Consider the following 16,775-nt stretch of genomic DNA (forward strand, 5'->3'; position numbering starts at 1 on the left):
GGTCGTGCGACCGGGGCCTTTTTGTGGGGTCAAGCAGCGGGTCAGCGCGGCCAGGCCTTGGGCGGGTCGGAGAACAGCCCGTAGGCGATCGTGGAGGCGTAGTAGGCAAAGGCCTGGGCCGGCGGCACGCGCTGGATCCAGTTGCGCAGGTCATAGGCCGAGTTCAGCGAGCCCATGACGGCCTGGCTGGCGATCAGCGGATCGATGGGTTTGACCGAGCCTTCCGTGATGCCGTCGATCATCATGCCGGCAAAGCGCCGCGCCATGCGGTTGGACTGGGCGATGACGTCATTGCGCAGCTCGTTCGGCAGGGCCTGCAGCGCGGTTGTGCGCACCAGCGGGAATTCCGAATAGAGCTGGATGTCCAAGAGGGTCGCGATCGAGGAGGCCAGCTGTTCCCAATGACTGCCACCGGCGCGAACGGCGGCGCGCTGGACCAGCGAGACACGGCCATAGCTGCGCCGGAAGCATTCCAGCACCAGCTCGTCCTTGGCTTCCAGGTGGTGATAGAAACTGCCCTTGGTGACGTTCAGCTCGGACGCGATCTGTTCGACCGAAGCGCCGCGATAGCCGCGTTCATTGATCAGGAAGGTTGCGGCGCGGGCAAAATTGCCCGGCATGCCCTCGATCCCGACCCTCAGCGAGGACTCGTCGATCTGCAGCAGCCGCGGTTCCCAGCTTGAGCCCTTGGGCGCAAAGCCGGTCTCGAACAGCTCGATCAGCCGCTTGCAGACACGGTCATAGTCGCCGGTTGAGTATTGCGAGATCCAGGCCGGCAGCCAGAACATGTTCTGGACGAGCACGTGGGCGCGGATCGTGCCGAGCACCTTTTCCTCGTCATTGCGCGGCGGGTCGAAGAAGGTGCGCAGCTTGCGGAAGACCTGGACATAGCGCGCCGTCAGGTCGGAATTATAGGGCTCGTTGAGCGCGCGGATGTCAGAGAGCACCGCGACCGGGCGCTCTTCCTGCGCATTGATGGCGGCCTGGAGCTCGAAATTGCTGCGGATATAGCGGGCGATGCGCTCCTGCGGCGTGCGGCCTTGGGCGGCATCCTCGATCAGCGCCTCGATCCGCTCGAGCGAGCGCTCCAGCACGGCCGAGGCCAGCAATTCCTTGCGCTTGAAATAATAGGTGATGCTGGTCGTGTTGAGGTCCACCAGCTGTGCGACATCGACAAAGGTCATGCCGCGCACGCCGTGCCGGTTGATCAGGGTGGCGGCGGCATCGAGGATCCGCTCGCGTTTCTCCTGGAAGCGGCGCGTCTTCGCGCTGTCCAGTGTGTCAGGGGTCGCATTCATATCATTCGCTTAGCAGAGTTCGCGCCTATCGTCACGCGAGTGGAGAGCTTCACTGCTTCACCTCCATTACGCGTAGTATAACAGAAGCGGTACGGATTTCGTTGAAAAAATTCCGCCACCCGTCCAGTGTCTATGCGTCCGTGAAACAGGGGAAATTCTCACGGTTGAGCAGGGTGCTCCCGTGTTTACCGAAGAATGAGTATGCTGTAGCGTGCCGGTTGTGGTGCACGGGTAGGAGAGATCCGTGCGCAAGCCAGAAATCCGAGGGAGGGGGCATGTCCCTGTTCAGCCAGGAAGGCCGGGCGGCGATTGAGGGCATGAAGGCGCGCCTGTCATGACCGTCTATGTCATCGCTCAGCTCAAGTTTACCGACGAGGCCCGCTACCGCACCTATCAGGCGGCCGCGACAAAACTCTTCATGGAGAAGGGCATTCGCGTCCTGGCGGCCGATGAAGCCCCGGTCGTGCTCGAGGGCGAGTGGTCCGGCGACAAGGTCGTGGTGATGGCCTTCGATGATGAGGCCGCAGCACGCGCTTTCCTCGAAGGGCCGGACTACCAGGCCATCTCCGAAGACAGGCGTGCGGGCGCGCGCTCCACTGCCATCATGATCAAGGGGTTTTAGGCCATGCAGTACCGGCAACTCGGCGACAGCGATCTGACCGTTTCGGAAATCTCGCTCGGCACCTGGCTGACCTTCGGTGTCGGCATCGAGCGCGAGAAGGCCATCGCCAGTCTCGACCAGGCTTTCGATCTGGGGATCAACTTCATCGATACGGCCAATGCCTATGGCTATGGCGCTGCGGAGAGCCTGCTGGGCGAGGCGCTGAAGGACCGGCCGCGCGACAGCTATATCCTGGGCACCAAGGTCTTCGTGCCGATGAGCGAGACCGATTACGGCCTGTCCCGCGCCCAGATCGAGAAACAGCTCGATGCTTCGCTGAAACGTCTCAACACCGACTATGTCGATCTCTATCAGTGCCACCGCTATGACGTGGACACGCCTCTGGAAGAGACGATGGAGGCGCTGAGCGATGCCGTGAAGGCCGGCAAGGTCCGCTATATCGGCTTTTCTGAATGGTCGCCGAAACAGATCCAGGACTCTCTGGACCTGCCCGGCGTCGAGAAGTTCGTCTCCAGCCAGCCGCAATACTCCCTGCTCTGGCGGCGGCCGGAAAAGGCGGTCATTCCGCTGTGTGCCGAAAACGGGATTTCCCAGATCGTCTGGTCGCCGCTGGCCCAGGGCGTGCTGTCGGGCAAGTATGTGCCGGGCGATACCCCGCCGCAGGACAGCCGTGCCTCCAGCGACAAGATGAACCGGCAGATGGGGCACTGGAACCGGCCGGAAGTGATCGAGGCGGTGCACCGGATGAAGCCGCTGGCCGGGGAGGCCGGTGTCTCCATGGCGCAATTTGCCCTTGCCTGGGTGCTGCGCGAACCCAATGTTGCCTCCGCCATCGTCGGCGTCAGCCGGCCCGAACAACTGGCGGCCAATGTGGCGGCCTCGGGCCTCACGATCGATCCGGCCCTGTTCGAAAAGGCGGAAGCCATAGCTGCGGAGATACCGAGAGCGTGAGTCTGGTCGATATTCTTGCTGGCGCCGAAACGGGGGAGAACACCCTGACGGCGCGTGTTCCCGATACCTGGATGCAGGGCCGCACGGCCTATGGCGGCCTGTCCGCTGCGCTGGCCCTGGAGGCCGCAATCCGGTCGCAGCCGGACCTGCCGCCGTTGCGCTCGGCGCAGATCGCCTTTGTCGGACCGCTGGCCGGCGAGGTGACGGTGGAGACCCGCCTTCTGCGCCGCGGCCGCACGGCAGCCTATATCGAGGCGAATGTCTTCGGCGAGGGCAAGCTGGGCCTGAAGGCGCTCTTTGTCTTCATGACGGCCCTGGAGTCGGCCATCGACTATGCCGACGCGGCCCGCCCCGATGCGCCGGCTCCGGAAGATGCCGCGCCCGCCATGGCCAATCCGGATCCGAAATTCTTCACCGGCAACCTGGAATACCGCCACGCCCTGCCGATCGAGGAAAGGCACACGCCGGACTTCATGCGCTGGGTGCGCCTGAAAGAGCGCGACGGCCTGCATCCGATGGTCGAGCTGATGGCGATCGGCGATGCCTTGCCGCCCGCGGCGATGGCTCTGTTCGAAAAGCCCGGCCCGATCAGCTCGATGACCTGGATGCTGAATGTGCTCACCGCAGAACCGGTCACGCGGGATGGCTGGTGGCTGTCTCGCTCGACCGCCGATCTCGTGCGCGACGGCTCGTCCAGTCAGGTGATGCAGTTGTGGAATGCCGACCGCCAGCCAGTCGTGACGGGCATGCAGAGCGTGGCGATCTTCGTCTGACCGGGATTTTCAGCGGAAGCAAAAAGAAAGGCGGGCCCGCAAGCCCGCCTTTTGCACAAGAGGAAGCGGTTAGCGGCCGTAGGCGGCCGCCTGGCTTTCCACCAGATCGATGAGATCGGCCTGGGCGATGCCGACATCCAGAAGATGCAGGCCCCAGTCGGCGAGGATGATGCCGTCTGGCGTCACCACATCGCCGACAATATCGTCGGCGCGCGGGTCGTCCGGGTCGCCATGAACCGTGACGGCGAAATAGTGACCGGCCTCACTGTTCACGCACTCACCGGTCAGAAGGCCGGGCACGCGGACATAGTCCGTCTCGATCTCCGGTCCGTCCTCGATCCAGGGCCCGGCCTCGGCCGAAGAGGTGAAGGCGCCGCCGGTTGCGAGATAGGCGCCCAGCGGGGCGTCGGCATTGCCCGCAAGGTCGGCCGGATTGGTGCAGGCCACCTCCAGCGCGGGATCGCTCACCTTGCCAAAGCGCGAGCCCTCCGGCGGCGGCGCGTCGGCGCGGAAGGTGACATAGCCGATGAAGCAGCCGGTATCGTCCGGCGCGGCGCAGGGTGGGACAGCCTCGAAGGAGCCGCCAAGCGGTGCATCGACGGGCGTGGTGACGTTGAAGCCGATCAGCATGGCCGACAGCATCCGTTCCTGCGCCGGCTGGCCGTCGATCTCGTTCTTGACGAGCGCCTCGAGCATCCGGGCGCCCTGGGAGTGGCCGATCAGCACGAAGGGGCGGCCGTTATTGTCGTGCTCCAGATAGTGGGCGAACGAGGCACGGACATCCATGTAGGCCTGCATCCCGTCGGCGCCGGTTTCGGTATTGCCGGCCATCATCTGGCGCAGGGCGGTCAGTGTGACCTGGCGGTACATCGGCGCGAAGGTGCGGCACACCGAACCGAAGCGCGCGAACTGGGCGGCGATGACGCGGTTTTCCTCGTCATTGGCGACGAGGTCGCTGTTTCCGCCCGGGTCGTTCGAGACGGTCGGATAGACATAGAAACAGTCGACAGCCGGATCGTCCGCGGCCTCATAGGTCTCGATTTCGGTCGTGCCGTCGGCATGGACGATCGTGGTGTCCAGATCGATCGTGCAGGCGTCCTCGCGGCCGGGCCGGCAAAGCCAGTTTTCCGCGGCGTCATAGTTCGGCGGCGTATAGCCGGCGGGCTGGGCCAGGCTGGCAGCGCCGGCCAGGACGAGTGTCGTAAACAGCATGCAGGTCTCCCCTAGACGGCTTCGGCCGCCTCCTTGTCGAACATGGGTTTGAGTTCACTCTTGATGATCTTGCCATTGGCATTGCGCGGCAGGGTCTCGCTGGTGAAGAGGATGCGCACCGGCGCCTTGAAGGCGGCCAGGTGCTGGCGCACCCAGTCCTGCAGCTCGGCTTCGGTCGCGCTCATCCCCGGGGCGAGATGGACCACGGCGGCGGGTTCCTCGCCCAGTGTGCGATGGGGGATGCCGACCAGGGCGGCGTCGGTGACGGCCGGGTGGTCGTAGAGGACATTCTCCACCTCGCTGGAATAGATGTTCTCGCCGCCGCGGATGATGATGTCCTTGGCGCGGTCGACGATGTAGCAGAAGCCTTCCTCGTCGATGCGGGCAAGGTCGCCGGTGCGCACCCAGCCATCGATGAAGGTCTCGGCCGTGGCCTCCGGATTGTTCCAGTAGCCGGCGACGATCTGCGGGCCGCGGGCCCAAAGCTCGCCGACTTCTCCGACGGGCAGTTCGCGCGTGCCGTCCGGGCTCATGATCTTGATGTCGGAGACGGCAACCGGCGTGCCGCAGCTGTCGGGCCGGTTGAGATAATCCTCCGAGGCGTGGTGGGTGACGGTGGCCGAGGTCTCGGTCATGCCCCAGCCATTGCCCGGCAGCGCACCGAACACCGAACGGATCTTGCGCACGAGGTCCGGCGCGGAGGGGGCGCCGCCATAGGCGATCGATTCCAGCGAGGAGAGGTCATACTTCTCGCGGTCGGGGTGTTCGATGAGTTGCCAGGCAATGGTCGGAACGCCGCCGGTGACATTGACCTTCTCGCGCTCGATGATGCGGAAGGCGTCGACCGGATCCCATTTGCGCATGAAAACCATGGTGTTGCCGGCAAAGATGGCGCCCATCAGTGCGGCATTGCAGGCGGTGACGTGAAACAGCGGGATCACGGTCAGCATCGTCTTGGGCACCGGGTCCGGCGGCACCTCGCCGCGGCGGGCAAAGGTGCGGGCACCGGAGTAGGCCGAGGAGAAGATATTGGTGAGAATGTTGCGATGGGTGCCCAGCGCGCCCTTCGGGTGCCCGGTGGTGCCGCTGGTGTAGAAAATGGTCGCATAAGTGTCCGGTTCGAGCCCCATAGAGGGAAGGTCCGTGTCACTTAAGGTGACATAGTCGGACGGTGCGCCGATCACATCCTCCAGCCGGCGGGCCGGCGCGGCGAGCGGGATATTCGAGCGGCTGACGAGGACGGTGTCGAGGCCGGGAAGCTGGCCCATCACGGGAGCGATCCGTTCCCAGCGTTCCGCATCGCAGATCAGTGCGCGGGCGCCGCTGTCGGACAGGCCGTAGGCCAGCTCGGCGCCGGTCCACCAGGCGTTCAGCGGTACGGCGATCGCGCCGAGGCTGGTGATGGCGAAGAAGGCGACCGGCCATTCCGGCAGGTTGCGCATCGACAGGGCGACCCGGTCGCCGGGCTTCACACCGCTCCGCGCCAGCTCGGCGGCCAGGGTGGCGGTGGCGCGGAACCAGGCGTCGTAGGTGACGCGCTCATCCTCATAGATGGTGAAAAGCCGGTCTGGATGCGTGGCGCGGGCATGGCGGGCGAGGTCGGGCAGGGATGGCAGGGCGTTCTTCCAGACGCGCGTCGGGACACCGCGGATCTCGACCGTCTCCATCTCGAAGCGCGCACCTGGTGCGCAGAGAGCCTGCTTGATCGCGCCGATCGAGGCGGCGGGCCAGCCTTCGGGCAATTGGTATGCCGGCGCCGCGTCGGACGCCCCGGTTTGCTTTTCCATCCCCGGCAATCCTGTTTTCGGTTTGCGATTGTGTTTGTTGGTTGAACGATAGTGTTGATCGGGATGGGGCACAAGGCTTAAGCTAAAAGCCAGTCGCATTGAGGCGGTTGTCAACGATATCGAATGAAGGGTATGCATCCATCGCGGTGCGCGCTTTCACCACAGAACATCAAAGGCCGCCGGTGCACGGGGCGCCGGAACGGCCCATACAACAGGAGACGGCAATGTCCGTGATCACCACACGCAGGGAAGGCGAGGTCCTGGTCGTGACCTCCAACAATCCGCCTGTCAACGCGCTGGGCCAGGCCGTCCGCGCCGGTCTGGCAGCGGCCATGGCCGAGGCCGCCGGCGACGATGCCATCCAGGCGGTCGTGATCTGCTGTGAGGGGCGGACCTTCTTTGCCGGTGCCGACATCACCGAGTTCGGCAAGCCGCCGGTCGGCCCCTCCCTGCCAGAAGTCATCGACACCATCGAAGCGAGTGCGAAACCCGTCATCGCGGCCATTCACGGCACGGCGCTGGGCGGGGGGCTGGAAGTTGCGCTGGGGTGTCACTACCGGATCGCCGTCGCCTCTGCCAGGCTCGGACTGCCCGAGGTCAAGCTTGGCATCCTCCCCGGCGCCGGCGGTACCCAAAGACTGCCCCGCGTGGTCGGCGTGGCAGACGCCCTGCCCATGATCGTCACCGGCAATCCGATCCCGGCGGCCCAGGCCGAGAAGATCGGCCTGGTGGACAAGCTGGTGGCCGAAGACGGTCTGGCCGAGTCAGGTGTGGCCTTTGCCCGCAGCGTGATCGGCAAGGCAGACCACCCGGTGTCCTCGAAGCGGACCGACAAGATCGGCGAGATCGCTTCGGACAGCGATTTCTTCGACGAATTCCGCAAGACCCAGATGCGCCGCCTGAAAGGGTTCGAGGCGCCGGAGGCCTGTATCGAAGCCGTGAAGGCCGCGATCGACCTGCCTTACGAGGAAGGCGTCAAGAAGGAGCGTGAACTGTTCGGAAAGCTGGTCACCGGCACGCAGTCGAAAGCGCTGCGCCATGTCTTCTTTGCCGAACGGGCGGCGGCCAAGATCGACGATATCCCGGCCGACACGCCGGTGCTGCCGGTCAAGAAGGTCGGCATTCTCGGTGCCGGTACGATGGGTGGCGGGATCGCGATGAATTTCCTCACCGCCGGCTATGCCGTCACCATTCTGGAGCGCGAACAGGCGGCGCTGGATCGCGGCGTCTCCATCATCCGCAAGAATTACGAGCGCTCGGCCGCCAAGGGCCGCTTCACGGCCGACCAGGTCGAGCGGGCAATGGGCCTGCTCACGCCTACACTCGACATGGACGATCTGGCCGATTGCGATCTGGTGATCGAGGCCGTGTTCGAGAACATGGATGTGAAGAAGGACGTGTTCCGCAAGCTCGACGGCATCGTCAAACACGGCGCCATCCTGGCGTCCAACACTTCCTATCTGAATGTCGACGAGATGGCGGCCGAGACGAAACGGCCGGGTTCGGTGCTGGGCCTGCACTTCTTCTCGCCGGCCAATGTGATGCGCTTGCTGGAAATCGTCCGCGCGGCAAAGACCGAGCCGGCCGTGCTCAAGACGGCGATGGATCTGGCCAAGAAGATCGGCAAGGTGGCGGTCGTCTCCGGCGTGTGCTTCGGCTTTATCGGCAACCGTATGCTGTCGCCGCGCCAGCGCGCCGCCCAGGCCATGCTGTTGCAGGGCGCCAAGCCCTGGGATGTCGACAAGGCGCTGACCGATTTCGGCATGCCGATGGGCCCCTTCCAGATGTCGGACCTGGCCGGTCTCGATCTGGGCTGGGACAAGGCGAATTCGAAGAGCGAGACCATCCGCGACGTGCTGTGCGAGCGCGACCGCCGCGGCCAGAAAACCGGCAAGGGCTTTTACGATTACGACGAGAACCGCCGGCCGTCTCCGTCAAAGGAGGTCGAGGCGGTCATCGACGAATTCGCGGCGAAATCCGGTCTGGAGCAGCGCGTATTCTCGCAGGATGAAATCCGCGAACGCCTGCTCTTCCCGATGATCAATGAGGGCGCGAAAATCCTCGAGGAGGGCATGGCCCAGCGCGCCTCCGACATCGATACGGTGTGGATCAATGGCTATGGCTGGCCGGCCTATACCGGCGGGCCGATGTTCTGGGCCGACACGATCGGGCTGGACAAGGTCGTCGCCGGCCTGAAGGCGCATGCCGCCGCAGCGGGCGCCGAGCCGGACATCTGCAAACTGCTCGAAGACAAGGCGGCCAAGGGCGAAACCTTCAACTAGGTCAGCCGTCCCTGGACGCAAAGGAGCGGGTCCCAAAACTCCCCGGGCCCGCTCCTTTTTTGTTTGCGGATGATGTTTCGGCGGCGGGAGCCGGCGATCCGGCGCCTTTCCCGGAAGGGCGGGTTTCCGGGTGCATTGCGCGCGAAGTTGCGCTATAGTGCGGGTGTGAGTGACGCGGTGAAATTCTGCCTGCCGTAGCACTGCCGTCCGTTTGGACTGCAGGAGCGCTTTATGGGGTTCATGGCAGGCCCCATCTCACACAAAGGGGGCTTCGGCCCCCTTTTTTGTTGATGTGACGGCTTTATCGATGTGCGCGCAGCACACGGCGACCCTTTCGAAGTTCCTTTCGGTAGACGCGATCATTAATTCTGGTCAGCGAAACGAGGTAGATTTCGCGGCCGCATGCGGTTCCCTTTACGTATAGCCGGAAAACCGTGTGGAACTGGCGGGTGTCGACGTACAGAACGACGGCTGCCCTGGGCCTCTTGTTGCAGCGGTGGAACGCGCCCAGGCGCAGCGCAGAATGGACGATCTGATAGTGGCTGATCGGAAGTTCAGGGTGGTGTGCCAGCTGCTTTTGTACGGTTTCGTAGGATAGAAGTACCCTGTTCGTCCGGCTCCCGAGATAGACCGAGACAGCCGGGTCTACATTGCAGACGACCATCGTGTCCGTCCGGGAACCGGTATGCAGGCCGAGAAGGTGTTGGAAATTCATACGACGCCTGCCGGCATTGGGTGTTCGGGCGCCCTTTCATATTATTATGATTGCATTGTGTGTAAATGCTCCTTTTCCGTGTTGTCTCGGCCGCTCCCGGAACGCCTCCCGTCTATGGGCGTTGCTTTGGTGACGCTGAAAAGGAGATGTTCGATGAATGCCACGCAATTGAAAGGCAAATGGGAACAATTCACCGGCGACGCCAAGCGCCAGTGGGGCAAGCTGACCGAAGACGATATGGCCGTCGTCGAAGGCGATGCGGACAAGCTTGCCGGCAAGATCCGCGAACGCTACGGCAAGGACAAGGAAGAGGCCGAGCGCGAGGTGAAGGACTGGATCGACAGTCTCTGATCGCGGCGGCCAAGCGCCCATGACGAAGGCCGGGTTTGCCGACAGGCGGGCCCGGCCTTGTCGTGTCCGGAAGCCTAATCGTCCCCGTCGAGGCCGAGTTCGCGGCGGATATCCCGGGTGTGTTCGCCATGGCCGGGTGAGCGGCCGGTCTCGCCGACCGGGGCGCCGGACATGTGGATCGGGCTGCGGATGCCGGGAATGCCGTCGCGTTCTATGAGGATGCCGCGATGGGCGACCTGCGGATCGTCCAGGGCTTCGGCAACGGTGTTGATCGGCCCGGCCGGAATGCCGGCCTGCTCCAGTGCGTCGAGCCAGAAACCACGCGAATTGTGCTGCATGATATTGGCGATATGCGTCGTCAGTTGCTCGCGATTGGCGACGCGCTGGGCATTGGTACGGTTTTCCGCGAGCGCGTCCTCGCCGAGGCCGAGCAGGCCGGCGAGGCGTTCGAACTGGCCGTCATTGCCGCAGGCGATGATGATATGCCCGTCCGAGCAGGGAAATTCCTGATAGGGCACGATGGAGGGATGGGCATTGCCGATCCGCTTGGGCGACTTGCCGGTGGCCAGATAGTTCATCGCCTGATTGCCCAGCACACCGATCATCGAGTCCAGCAGGCCCATATCGATATGCTGGCCCTTGCCGGTGCGCTCACGCTGGAGGAGGGCGGCCTCGATGGCGATCGTGCCGTAAAGGCCGGTGAAGATGTCGGCAAAGGCGACGCCGAGGCGCTGGGGCGGACGGTCCGGCTCACCGGTCAGGTCCATGACACCGCTCATCGCCTGGATGGCGAGGTCATAGCCGGCGCGATGGGCGTAGGGGCCGGTCTGGCCGAAACCGGTCACCGAACAGTAGACGAGGCGCGGATGCTCGGCTTTCAGGCTGTCATAATCGAGCCCGAACTTGGCCAGTCCGCCCACCTTGAAATTTTCCACCACCACGTCGGCCGTGCCGATCAGCGCCTTCACCATCGCCAGATCGTCCGCATTGCGGAAATCGGCGATCACCGACCGCTTGCCGCGATTGCACGAGTGGTAATAGGCCGCGGCGCGGCCGGAGGCATGGTCGATCCAGGGCGGGCCCCAGGTGCGGGTATCGTCGCCGGCGGGGCTTTCCACCTTGATCACATCGGCGCCGAGATCGGCGAGCGTCTGGCCGATCCAGGGACCGGCGAGGATGCGGGCTAGTTCGACGACGCGGATACCGTCCAGGGCGCCCCCCGTCTGAGCGCCCCCGGGCAGGGCGGTGCTCATCGGCCGATCTCGCCGGTATCGAGGAAGGGCGAGGCGTCCAGGTCCTCGGCGTCCATCAGTTCCGCGATGCGCTGGAGCGAGGCGATCAGCATGTTCTGTTCCCACGGCTGGAGTGTGCGGAAGGATCGCAGGAAACCGGCCTGAAGCAATTCGGGCGAATTGTCGCCGGCTTCGCGGCCCTTGTCGGTCAGCTGGGCGAGAATGACGCGCTTGTCCTTGTCGCTCTTGACCCGCTCGACCAGCCCGGCCTGGGTCAGACGGTCGAGGATGGAGGTGATCGTCGCCTGGCTGAGCGACACGGCCCGCGCGATGGCGCTGGGCGACATCTCTCCGCCCTTGCGCAAGGTGTCGATCACGACGAGCTGCGGCGCGGTGAGGCCCGTCGCCTTCACCAGACGTTTCGACTGCAGGTCGATGGCGCGGGTGATGCGCCGCAGGGCAATGAGAATTTCGTCGTGATCGCTCATTCGTTCAACCGTTCGGGTCCTGTCTGACCGATGTATCGCCGCTTTGCGGGCAATCCAACAGCTAAAGCCCGGGGCGGGCGATATATGCTTTGAATGCGTATCATGCGGTGGCCGTCTGCAATCGAGGTCCCGGTATGATGAATTGCATCCGGACTGTCGCTTCTATGTAACGGTTCTTCAAAAACAGCGCAAAAACAAGAAGAACCGGCGGCTCGACAACGATCGCCATTGCAACGTATCCGGGCTGGAAATGATTTCAACTCGAAGCAAGTATGGTCAATCGGCGGTCGAGGCTCTAAACCGCCCTCAATCCACTCATTAACGAAATTCAGGGGGCTTCCACCGCGTTATGCTGAAGCAACGAGCACTTACAACCACGATCCTGTCCGCCGCCGCGCTGTCTATCGCCGGTACCGCCCACGCCCAGGTCGACGTCATCACGGTGACCGCGACCAAGCGCGAAAGCTCCACCCAGGACATCCCCGTTGCCGTCAACGCGATGGATGGCGAAACGCTCGAGGAACTGGGCGTCACCATCTTCACCGATTATCTCCAGCAGATGCCCGGCGTGACCGCCGGCGGTGGCGGTCCCGGCCAGAACACGATCTATATCCGCGGTCTCGCATCGACGACGCCGAACCTGACCGTGGCTGGCGTGGCCGGCCTGGCGCCGAACGTCGCCTTCTATCTGGACGAGCAGCCGCTGGCACAGCCGGGCCGCAATCTGGACGTCTATGCTGTCGACCTGGAACGCGTCGAGGTCCTGCCGGGACCGCAGGGCACGCTCTATGGTGCCAGCTCGCAGGCCGGTACGGTGCGCCTGATTACCAGCAAGCCGGTGCTGGGCGAGTACTCTGCCTATGCCAATTTCGACGTCTCGTTCACCGAAAACGGTGAGCGCAGCCAGAGCGTCCAGGCCGTGGTCAACATCCCGGTCGGTGACAATTTCGCCCTGCGCGGCGTCGCCTTTGTCGATGATCGCGGCGGCTTCATCGACAATGTCCAGGGTACGCGCTCGACGGCCGAGGCTGGCCGCTACCGCTCCGCCGGTACGGTGCGCGACAACGGCGTGCCGGTCGCGCCGCGCCGTGAAGGCTTCCAGGCCAATGACGACCTGTCGAACGTCACCTTCATCAATGCCGACAACAGCGCGCTGGTCGAGGACGATTTCAACGACACGACCTATTCCGGCTTCCGCGTCAGCGGCCGCTACGAGTTCAATATCGACTGGCGCGCCACCGTCTCGGTGATGCAGCAGACGCTGGAGAGCGAAGGCGTCTTCTTCCAGGACCCGGATCTGGATGACTGGGAAATCCAGCGCTACCAGCCGGACGATCTGGAAGACGAGTTCACCAATGTGGCCTGGACGATCGAGGGCCGCGTCGGTGCTCTGGAAACCGTCTATACCGGTGCCTATACCGACCGGGAGACGGACCAGGTGATCGACTACACGGACTACATGTTCGTGGGTCAGTACTTCCCGGTCTACACCTGCGACAGCTCGGTGAGCTATCCGGGCGGCGGTCTGGACCCGTATGGCACCTGCCATGCGCCGACCGCGAACGTGACCTCGCACACCGAGACCACCGTCGAGAGCCATGAATTCCGCTTCAATACGCCGGAAGAGAACCGCTGGCGCGTCACGGCAGGCGTCTTCTACTCGAAGACGGAACTCGCCGAGCGGAACGACTACAATTATCTCGGCTCGATGGACCGGGTGAATGCGGACGGTTCCGTCGGCATCAACGCGCTGGGGATCGACCAGTATCCGCTGACCAATGGCGGGGCCACGGCAGGCGATATCGGCAACGAAACCCAGGGGTATTTCTCGGATCCGGGTCCGATCCTGGCGCCAACCATTTTCCGTAATGACGTGTTGCGCACCGACGAGCAGCTCGGCTTCTTCGGCGAGTTCAGCTACGACCTCGTGCCGGACGTGTTCGAGATCGTTCTCGGCGCGCGCGCCTACGATGTCGAAGTCGATCTCGAAGGCAGCGCCAATTCGGCCTACGACATCCTCTACCCGCTGACCGACGCCAATGGCGATCCGGTCGACGCCCAGACGTACGGCACCAATATCTCCCGTCAGTTCGGCCCGAACGGCCCGGCCGGCGCGCCGGAAGTCGCGGCCAGCGAAGGCACGATCTTCAAGGTGACCGGCAACTGGACGCCGAACGACACGATGCTGTTCTACGCGACCTATTCGGAAGGCTATCGTCCGGGTCTGCTGAACCGTCCGGGCGGCATCACGCCGGCCAGCGTGCCGGGCTACACCACGCCCTACGCCATCGACACCGACGAGGTGCAGAATTACGAGCTGGGCTGGAAGCTCGACCTGTTCGACCAGCAGGTCCGCTTTAACGGTAATGCCTTCTTCGTCGAGATCGAGGGTCTGCAGACGACGATCTTCGATCCGGAGATCACCAATCTCTTCTTCTCGGACAATGCGGCCAACGCGGAAATCCGGGGCGTGGAGGGTGATGTCACCTATGCGCCGATCGAGATGCCGGGCCTGACCGTTGCCGGTGCCTTCTCGATCCTCGACACCGAGATCACCGAAGTGCTCACGCCGACCGATGACGTCGTGCTGGGCTCCGAACTCGCCTTCGCGCCGGAATTCCAGGCGAACCTGCGGGCGCGCTATGAGTGGCCGGTGTTCAACGACTACACGGCGCACGTCCAGGGCCAGATCGTCCACACCGGCGACAGCCGCACCGACATCATCGAGATCAACTCGATGGATCTCGATGGCTACACCACGCTGGGTGTCCGCACCGGCTTGCGGTCGGACCAGTGGAATGTCGAGCTCTACGTGAACAATCTCACGAACGAGAATGCGGCCCTGTCCGGCAACTTCATCTTTGACCGGGCCCGGGTGAGCGTCACGCGTCCGCGCACCATCGGTGTTCGCGTCGGAGTGCAGTACTAGGTCGGGAGCCGTGACGGTTCTTTCGACCTGACCGCATGTATAACCGGAAAGCGTCCCGCCAGACGGCGGGGCGCTTTTCGTTCTGTTTTTCCAGCCCGGAGCCCGTGTGTCCGAAGCCGATCCTTCCGAAGCCCTCAAGACTGCCCAGGCCGAAATGTATGCCGGCCGGTTCGACGCTGCGCTCGTTCAGCTCGAAGCGCTTCTGGCGGCCGATCCGCAGCATGTCGACGCGCTTTACATGAAGGCGGTCTGCCTGCGTTACGGCAAGGATCATGCAGGCGCGCGAAAGGCGCTCGACACGCTGAAGGCACAGGCTCCGGATTTCGGCCGGGCCTTGCAGGAAGAAGGGCATCTTTTCCGCGAGACCGGCGACGATGCCGCTGCGATCGCCGCCTACCGTGCCGCAACGATGGCGAACCCGGCCCTGCAGGCGGCCTGGGCGGGACTGGCCGAAGTGCTCGAGCGCACCGGTGAACCGGCCGAGGCCCGCCAGTGCCGGGCCCAGGCCGAGGCGCTGACCCGCCTGCCCAAGCCGCTGCTGGCGGCCATGAACCATCTGCACGAGAACCGCCTGCACAAGGCCGAAGGACTGGCGCGCGCCTTCCTGCAGAAGAACCCGAAGCATGTCGAGGGGATGCGCATCCTGGCCGAGATCGGCAAGCGGTTCGGCGTGCTCGACGATGCCGAGTTTCTGCTGGAAAGCGCGGCTGAATTCGAGCCGGACAATATCGCCGTGCGGCTCGATCATATCGAGGTGCTGCGCAAGCGGCAGAAGCACGCCGAGGCGCTGGCCCGGGCCGAAGCCCTGCTGGCGCGCGATCCGGACAGCCCGGTCTTCCTGTCGCGGCACGCTGTCGAGGCGCTGGCTGTGGGCGAATACGAGACGGCGCTGGCCGGGTTCGACAAAGTGCTCGCCGCCCTGCCGGACGATGCCGGCACCCATGCCGCCCGCGCGCACGCGCTCAAGACGATGGGCCGCACCGGCGAGGCTGTCGAGGCCTACCGCCGGGCCTGCGCGTTGCGGCCGGACTATGGCGAGGCCTGGTACGGGCTGGCCAATCTGAAGACCTACCGCTTCACCGAGGACGAGATCGTGCGGATGCGCGAGCAGGCGGCCGCGCCGGGCCTGCGCACCCATGAGCGTATTCACATCTGCTTTGCCCTGGGCAAGGCCTATGAGGATGCCGGCGCCTATGACACGGCGTTTGAATACTATGAGCGCGGCAATGATCTGAAACGCATCCAGACGCGCTATACCTCCGACATCATGGCGCAGGAGCTGAACGCCCAGGCGGCGACGTGCACGCACGCGCTGTTCGAGGCGCAGGGCGGCAAGGGCTGTCCGGCGCCGGACCCGATCTTCATCGTCGGCCTGCCGCGCGCGGGTTCCACCCTGCTTGAACAGATCCTGGCCTCGCACAGCCAGGTCGACGGCACGCTGGAACTGCCCGACATTCTCGCCACCGCCCACCGGCTGCGCGGCCGCACGCGCGGCGAGGACGGGGCGGGCCGCTATCCCGCTATCCTGCACGAACTCGATGCCGGCCAGCTGCGCGAGCTGGGCGAGGCCTATATCGAGAACACCCGGATCCACCGCCAGGGCGCGCCTTTCTTCACCGACAAGATGCCGAACAATTTCCGGCATATCGGTCTGATCAAGCTGATCCTGCCCAATGCGAAGATCATCGATGCGCGCCGCGCGCCGATGGCGTGCTGCTTCTCCGGCTTCAAGCAATTATTCGCAGAGGGCCAGGAATTCACCTACGGGCTCGACGAGGTCGGCCGCTATTATCGCGGCTATGTCGAGCTGATGGACCACTGGGACCGGGTGCTGCCCGGCCAGATCCTGCGCGTGCAGTACGAGGATGTCGTGGCCGATCTGGAGACCCAGGTCCGGCGCATCCTCGACTTCTGCGGCCTGCCCTTCGAACAGGCCTGCCTGGATTTCCACACCACCGAGCGCGCCGTGCGGACCGCGAGTTCCGAACAGGTGCGCCAGCCCATCTATGACAGCGGCGTCGAGCAATGGCGGCATTTCGAACGCCATCTCGATCCGCTGAAGTCGGCTCTGGGGCCTGCCCTCACGAGCTATCGTTCCGGAGCCTGACACACGCCGCGAAAGCGAGGACTGATCC

General features: G+C 64.2%; 12 protein-coding genes. 7 read left to right on the plus strand and 5 right to left on the minus strand.

What is annotated here, in order from left to right:
- Positions 1-41: 41 nt before the first annotated feature.
- Positions 42-1,298, minus strand: coding sequence for a TetR/AcrR family transcriptional regulator (locus tag ABJO18_RS08620; protein ID WP_348508553.1), 1,257 nt, complete (start codon positions 1,296-1,298; stop codon positions 42-44).
- Positions 1,299-1,632: 334 nt separating this feature from the next.
- On the opposite strand from ABJO18_RS08620, the gene ABJO18_RS08625 reads away from it, so the two are divergent.
- The 3 genes from ABJO18_RS08625 to ABJO18_RS08635 are packed head-to-tail and all read left to right on the plus strand — an operon-like array spanning position 1,633 to position 3,644.
- On the plus strand, positions 1,633-1,920 hold the full coding sequence (locus ABJO18_RS08625) for a DUF1330 domain-containing protein (RefSeq protein WP_348508554.1): 288 nt from the start codon (positions 1,633-1,635) through the stop codon (positions 1,918-1,920).
- Between the two features lie 3 nt (positions 1,921-1,923).
- Positions 1,924-2,871 (plus strand): aldo/keto reductase family protein, encoded by a 948-nt coding sequence (locus ABJO18_RS08630; RefSeq protein ID WP_348508555.1) that lies wholly within the window; start codon positions 1,924-1,926, stop codon positions 2,869-2,871.
- Positions 2,868-3,644, plus strand: coding sequence for a thioesterase family protein (locus tag ABJO18_RS08635; RefSeq protein ID WP_348508556.1), 777 nt, complete (start codon positions 2,868-2,870; stop codon positions 3,642-3,644). Before ABJO18_RS08630 ends, ABJO18_RS08635 begins: the two co-directional genes overlap by 4 nt.
- A 69-nt stretch (positions 3,645-3,713) precedes the next feature.
- Here the strand turns inward: ABJO18_RS08635 and ABJO18_RS08640 are convergent, their stop codons facing one another.
- A complete protein-coding gene (locus ABJO18_RS08640) occupies positions 3,714-4,856 on the minus strand; it encodes a DUF3089 domain-containing protein (protein WP_348508557.1) in 1,143 nt (380 codons plus the stop codon).
- 11 nt (positions 4,857-4,867) lie between these two features.
- Positions 4,868-6,643, minus strand: a complete 1,776-nt coding sequence (locus ABJO18_RS08645) for an AMP-binding protein (RefSeq protein WP_348508558.1) — start codon at positions 6,641-6,643, stop codon at positions 4,868-4,870.
- 224 nt (positions 6,644-6,867) lie between these two features.
- Between ABJO18_RS08645 and ABJO18_RS08650 the strand changes: the two genes are divergently transcribed.
- Together ABJO18_RS08650 and ABJO18_RS08655 are read left to right on the plus strand one after the other, a co-directional pair.
- A complete protein-coding gene (locus ABJO18_RS08650) occupies positions 6,868-8,925 on the plus strand; it encodes a 3-hydroxyacyl-CoA dehydrogenase NAD-binding domain-containing protein (RefSeq protein ID WP_348508559.1) in 2,058 nt (685 codons plus the stop codon).
- Between the two features lie 868 nt (positions 8,926-9,793).
- A complete protein-coding gene (locus tag ABJO18_RS08655) occupies positions 9,794-9,991 on the plus strand; it encodes a CsbD family protein (RefSeq protein ID WP_348508560.1) in 198 nt (65 codons plus the stop codon).
- Positions 9,992-10,065: 74 nt separating this feature from the next.
- On the opposite strand, the gene ABJO18_RS08660 is transcribed toward ABJO18_RS08655, so the two are convergent.
- Together ABJO18_RS08660 and ABJO18_RS08665 are read right to left on the minus strand one after the other, a co-directional pair.
- Complete coding sequence (locus ABJO18_RS08660) at positions 10,066-11,244, minus strand: CaiB/BaiF CoA-transferase family protein (RefSeq protein WP_348508561.1); 1,179 nt, start codon at positions 11,242-11,244, stop codon at positions 10,066-10,068.
- The gene (locus ABJO18_RS08665; RefSeq protein ID WP_348508562.1) at positions 11,241-11,711 is read right to left on the minus strand and encodes a MarR family transcriptional regulator; all 471 of its coding nucleotides are present in this window, start codon (positions 11,709-11,711) and stop codon (positions 11,241-11,243) included. Before ABJO18_RS08665 ends, ABJO18_RS08660 begins: the two co-directional genes overlap by 4 nt.
- 349 nt (positions 11,712-12,060) lie before the next feature.
- Between ABJO18_RS08665 and ABJO18_RS08670 the strand changes: the two genes are divergently transcribed.
- Positions 12,061-14,640, plus strand: coding sequence for a TonB-dependent receptor (locus tag ABJO18_RS08670; protein ID WP_348508563.1), 2,580 nt, complete (start codon positions 12,061-12,063; stop codon positions 14,638-14,640).
- 106 nt (positions 14,641-14,746) lie between these two features.
- On the plus strand, positions 14,747-16,747 hold the full coding sequence (locus ABJO18_RS08675; RefSeq protein WP_348508564.1) for a sulfotransferase: 2,001 nt from the start codon (positions 14,747-14,749) through the stop codon (positions 16,745-16,747).
- Positions 16,748-16,775 lie beyond the last annotated feature (28 nt).

It is taken from the genome of Maricaulis sp., from assembly GCF_039978735.1.
Lineage (GTDB): Bacteria > Pseudomonadota > Alphaproteobacteria > Caulobacterales > Maricaulaceae > Maricaulis.

Coding starts and splice junctions, on each gene's coding strand:
- ABJO18_RS08620 (WP_348508553.1), bottom strand. CDS start 1,298: ATGAATGCGACCCCTGACACACTGGACAGCGCGAAGACGCGCCGCTTC.
- ABJO18_RS08625 (WP_348508554.1), top strand. CDS start 1,633: ATGACCGTCTATGTCATCGCTCAGCTCAAGTTTACCGACGAGGCCCGC.
- ABJO18_RS08630 (WP_348508555.1), top strand. CDS start 1,924: ATGCAGTACCGGCAACTCGGCGACAGCGATCTGACCGTTTCGGAAATC.
- ABJO18_RS08640 (WP_348508557.1), bottom strand. CDS start 4,856: ATGCTGTTTACGACACTCGTCCTGGCCGGCGCTGCCAGCCTGGCCCAG.
- ABJO18_RS08645 (WP_348508558.1), bottom strand. CDS start 6,643: ATGGAAAAGCAAACCGGGGCGTCCGACGCGGCGCCGGCATACCAATTG.
- ABJO18_RS08650 (WP_348508559.1), top strand. CDS start 6,868: ATGTCCGTGATCACCACACGCAGGGAAGGCGAGGTCCTGGTCGTGACC.
- ABJO18_RS08655 (WP_348508560.1), top strand. CDS start 9,794: ATGAATGCCACGCAATTGAAAGGCAAATGGGAACAATTCACCGGCGAC.
- ABJO18_RS08660 (WP_348508561.1), bottom strand. CDS start 11,244: ATGAGCACCGCCCTGCCCGGGGGCGCTCAGACGGGGGGCGCCCTGGAC.
- ABJO18_RS08665 (WP_348508562.1), bottom strand. CDS start 11,711: ATGAGCGATCACGACGAAATTCTCATTGCCCTGCGGCGCATCACCCGC.
- ABJO18_RS08670 (WP_348508563.1), top strand. CDS start 12,061: ATGCTGAAGCAACGAGCACTTACAACCACGATCCTGTCCGCCGCCGCG.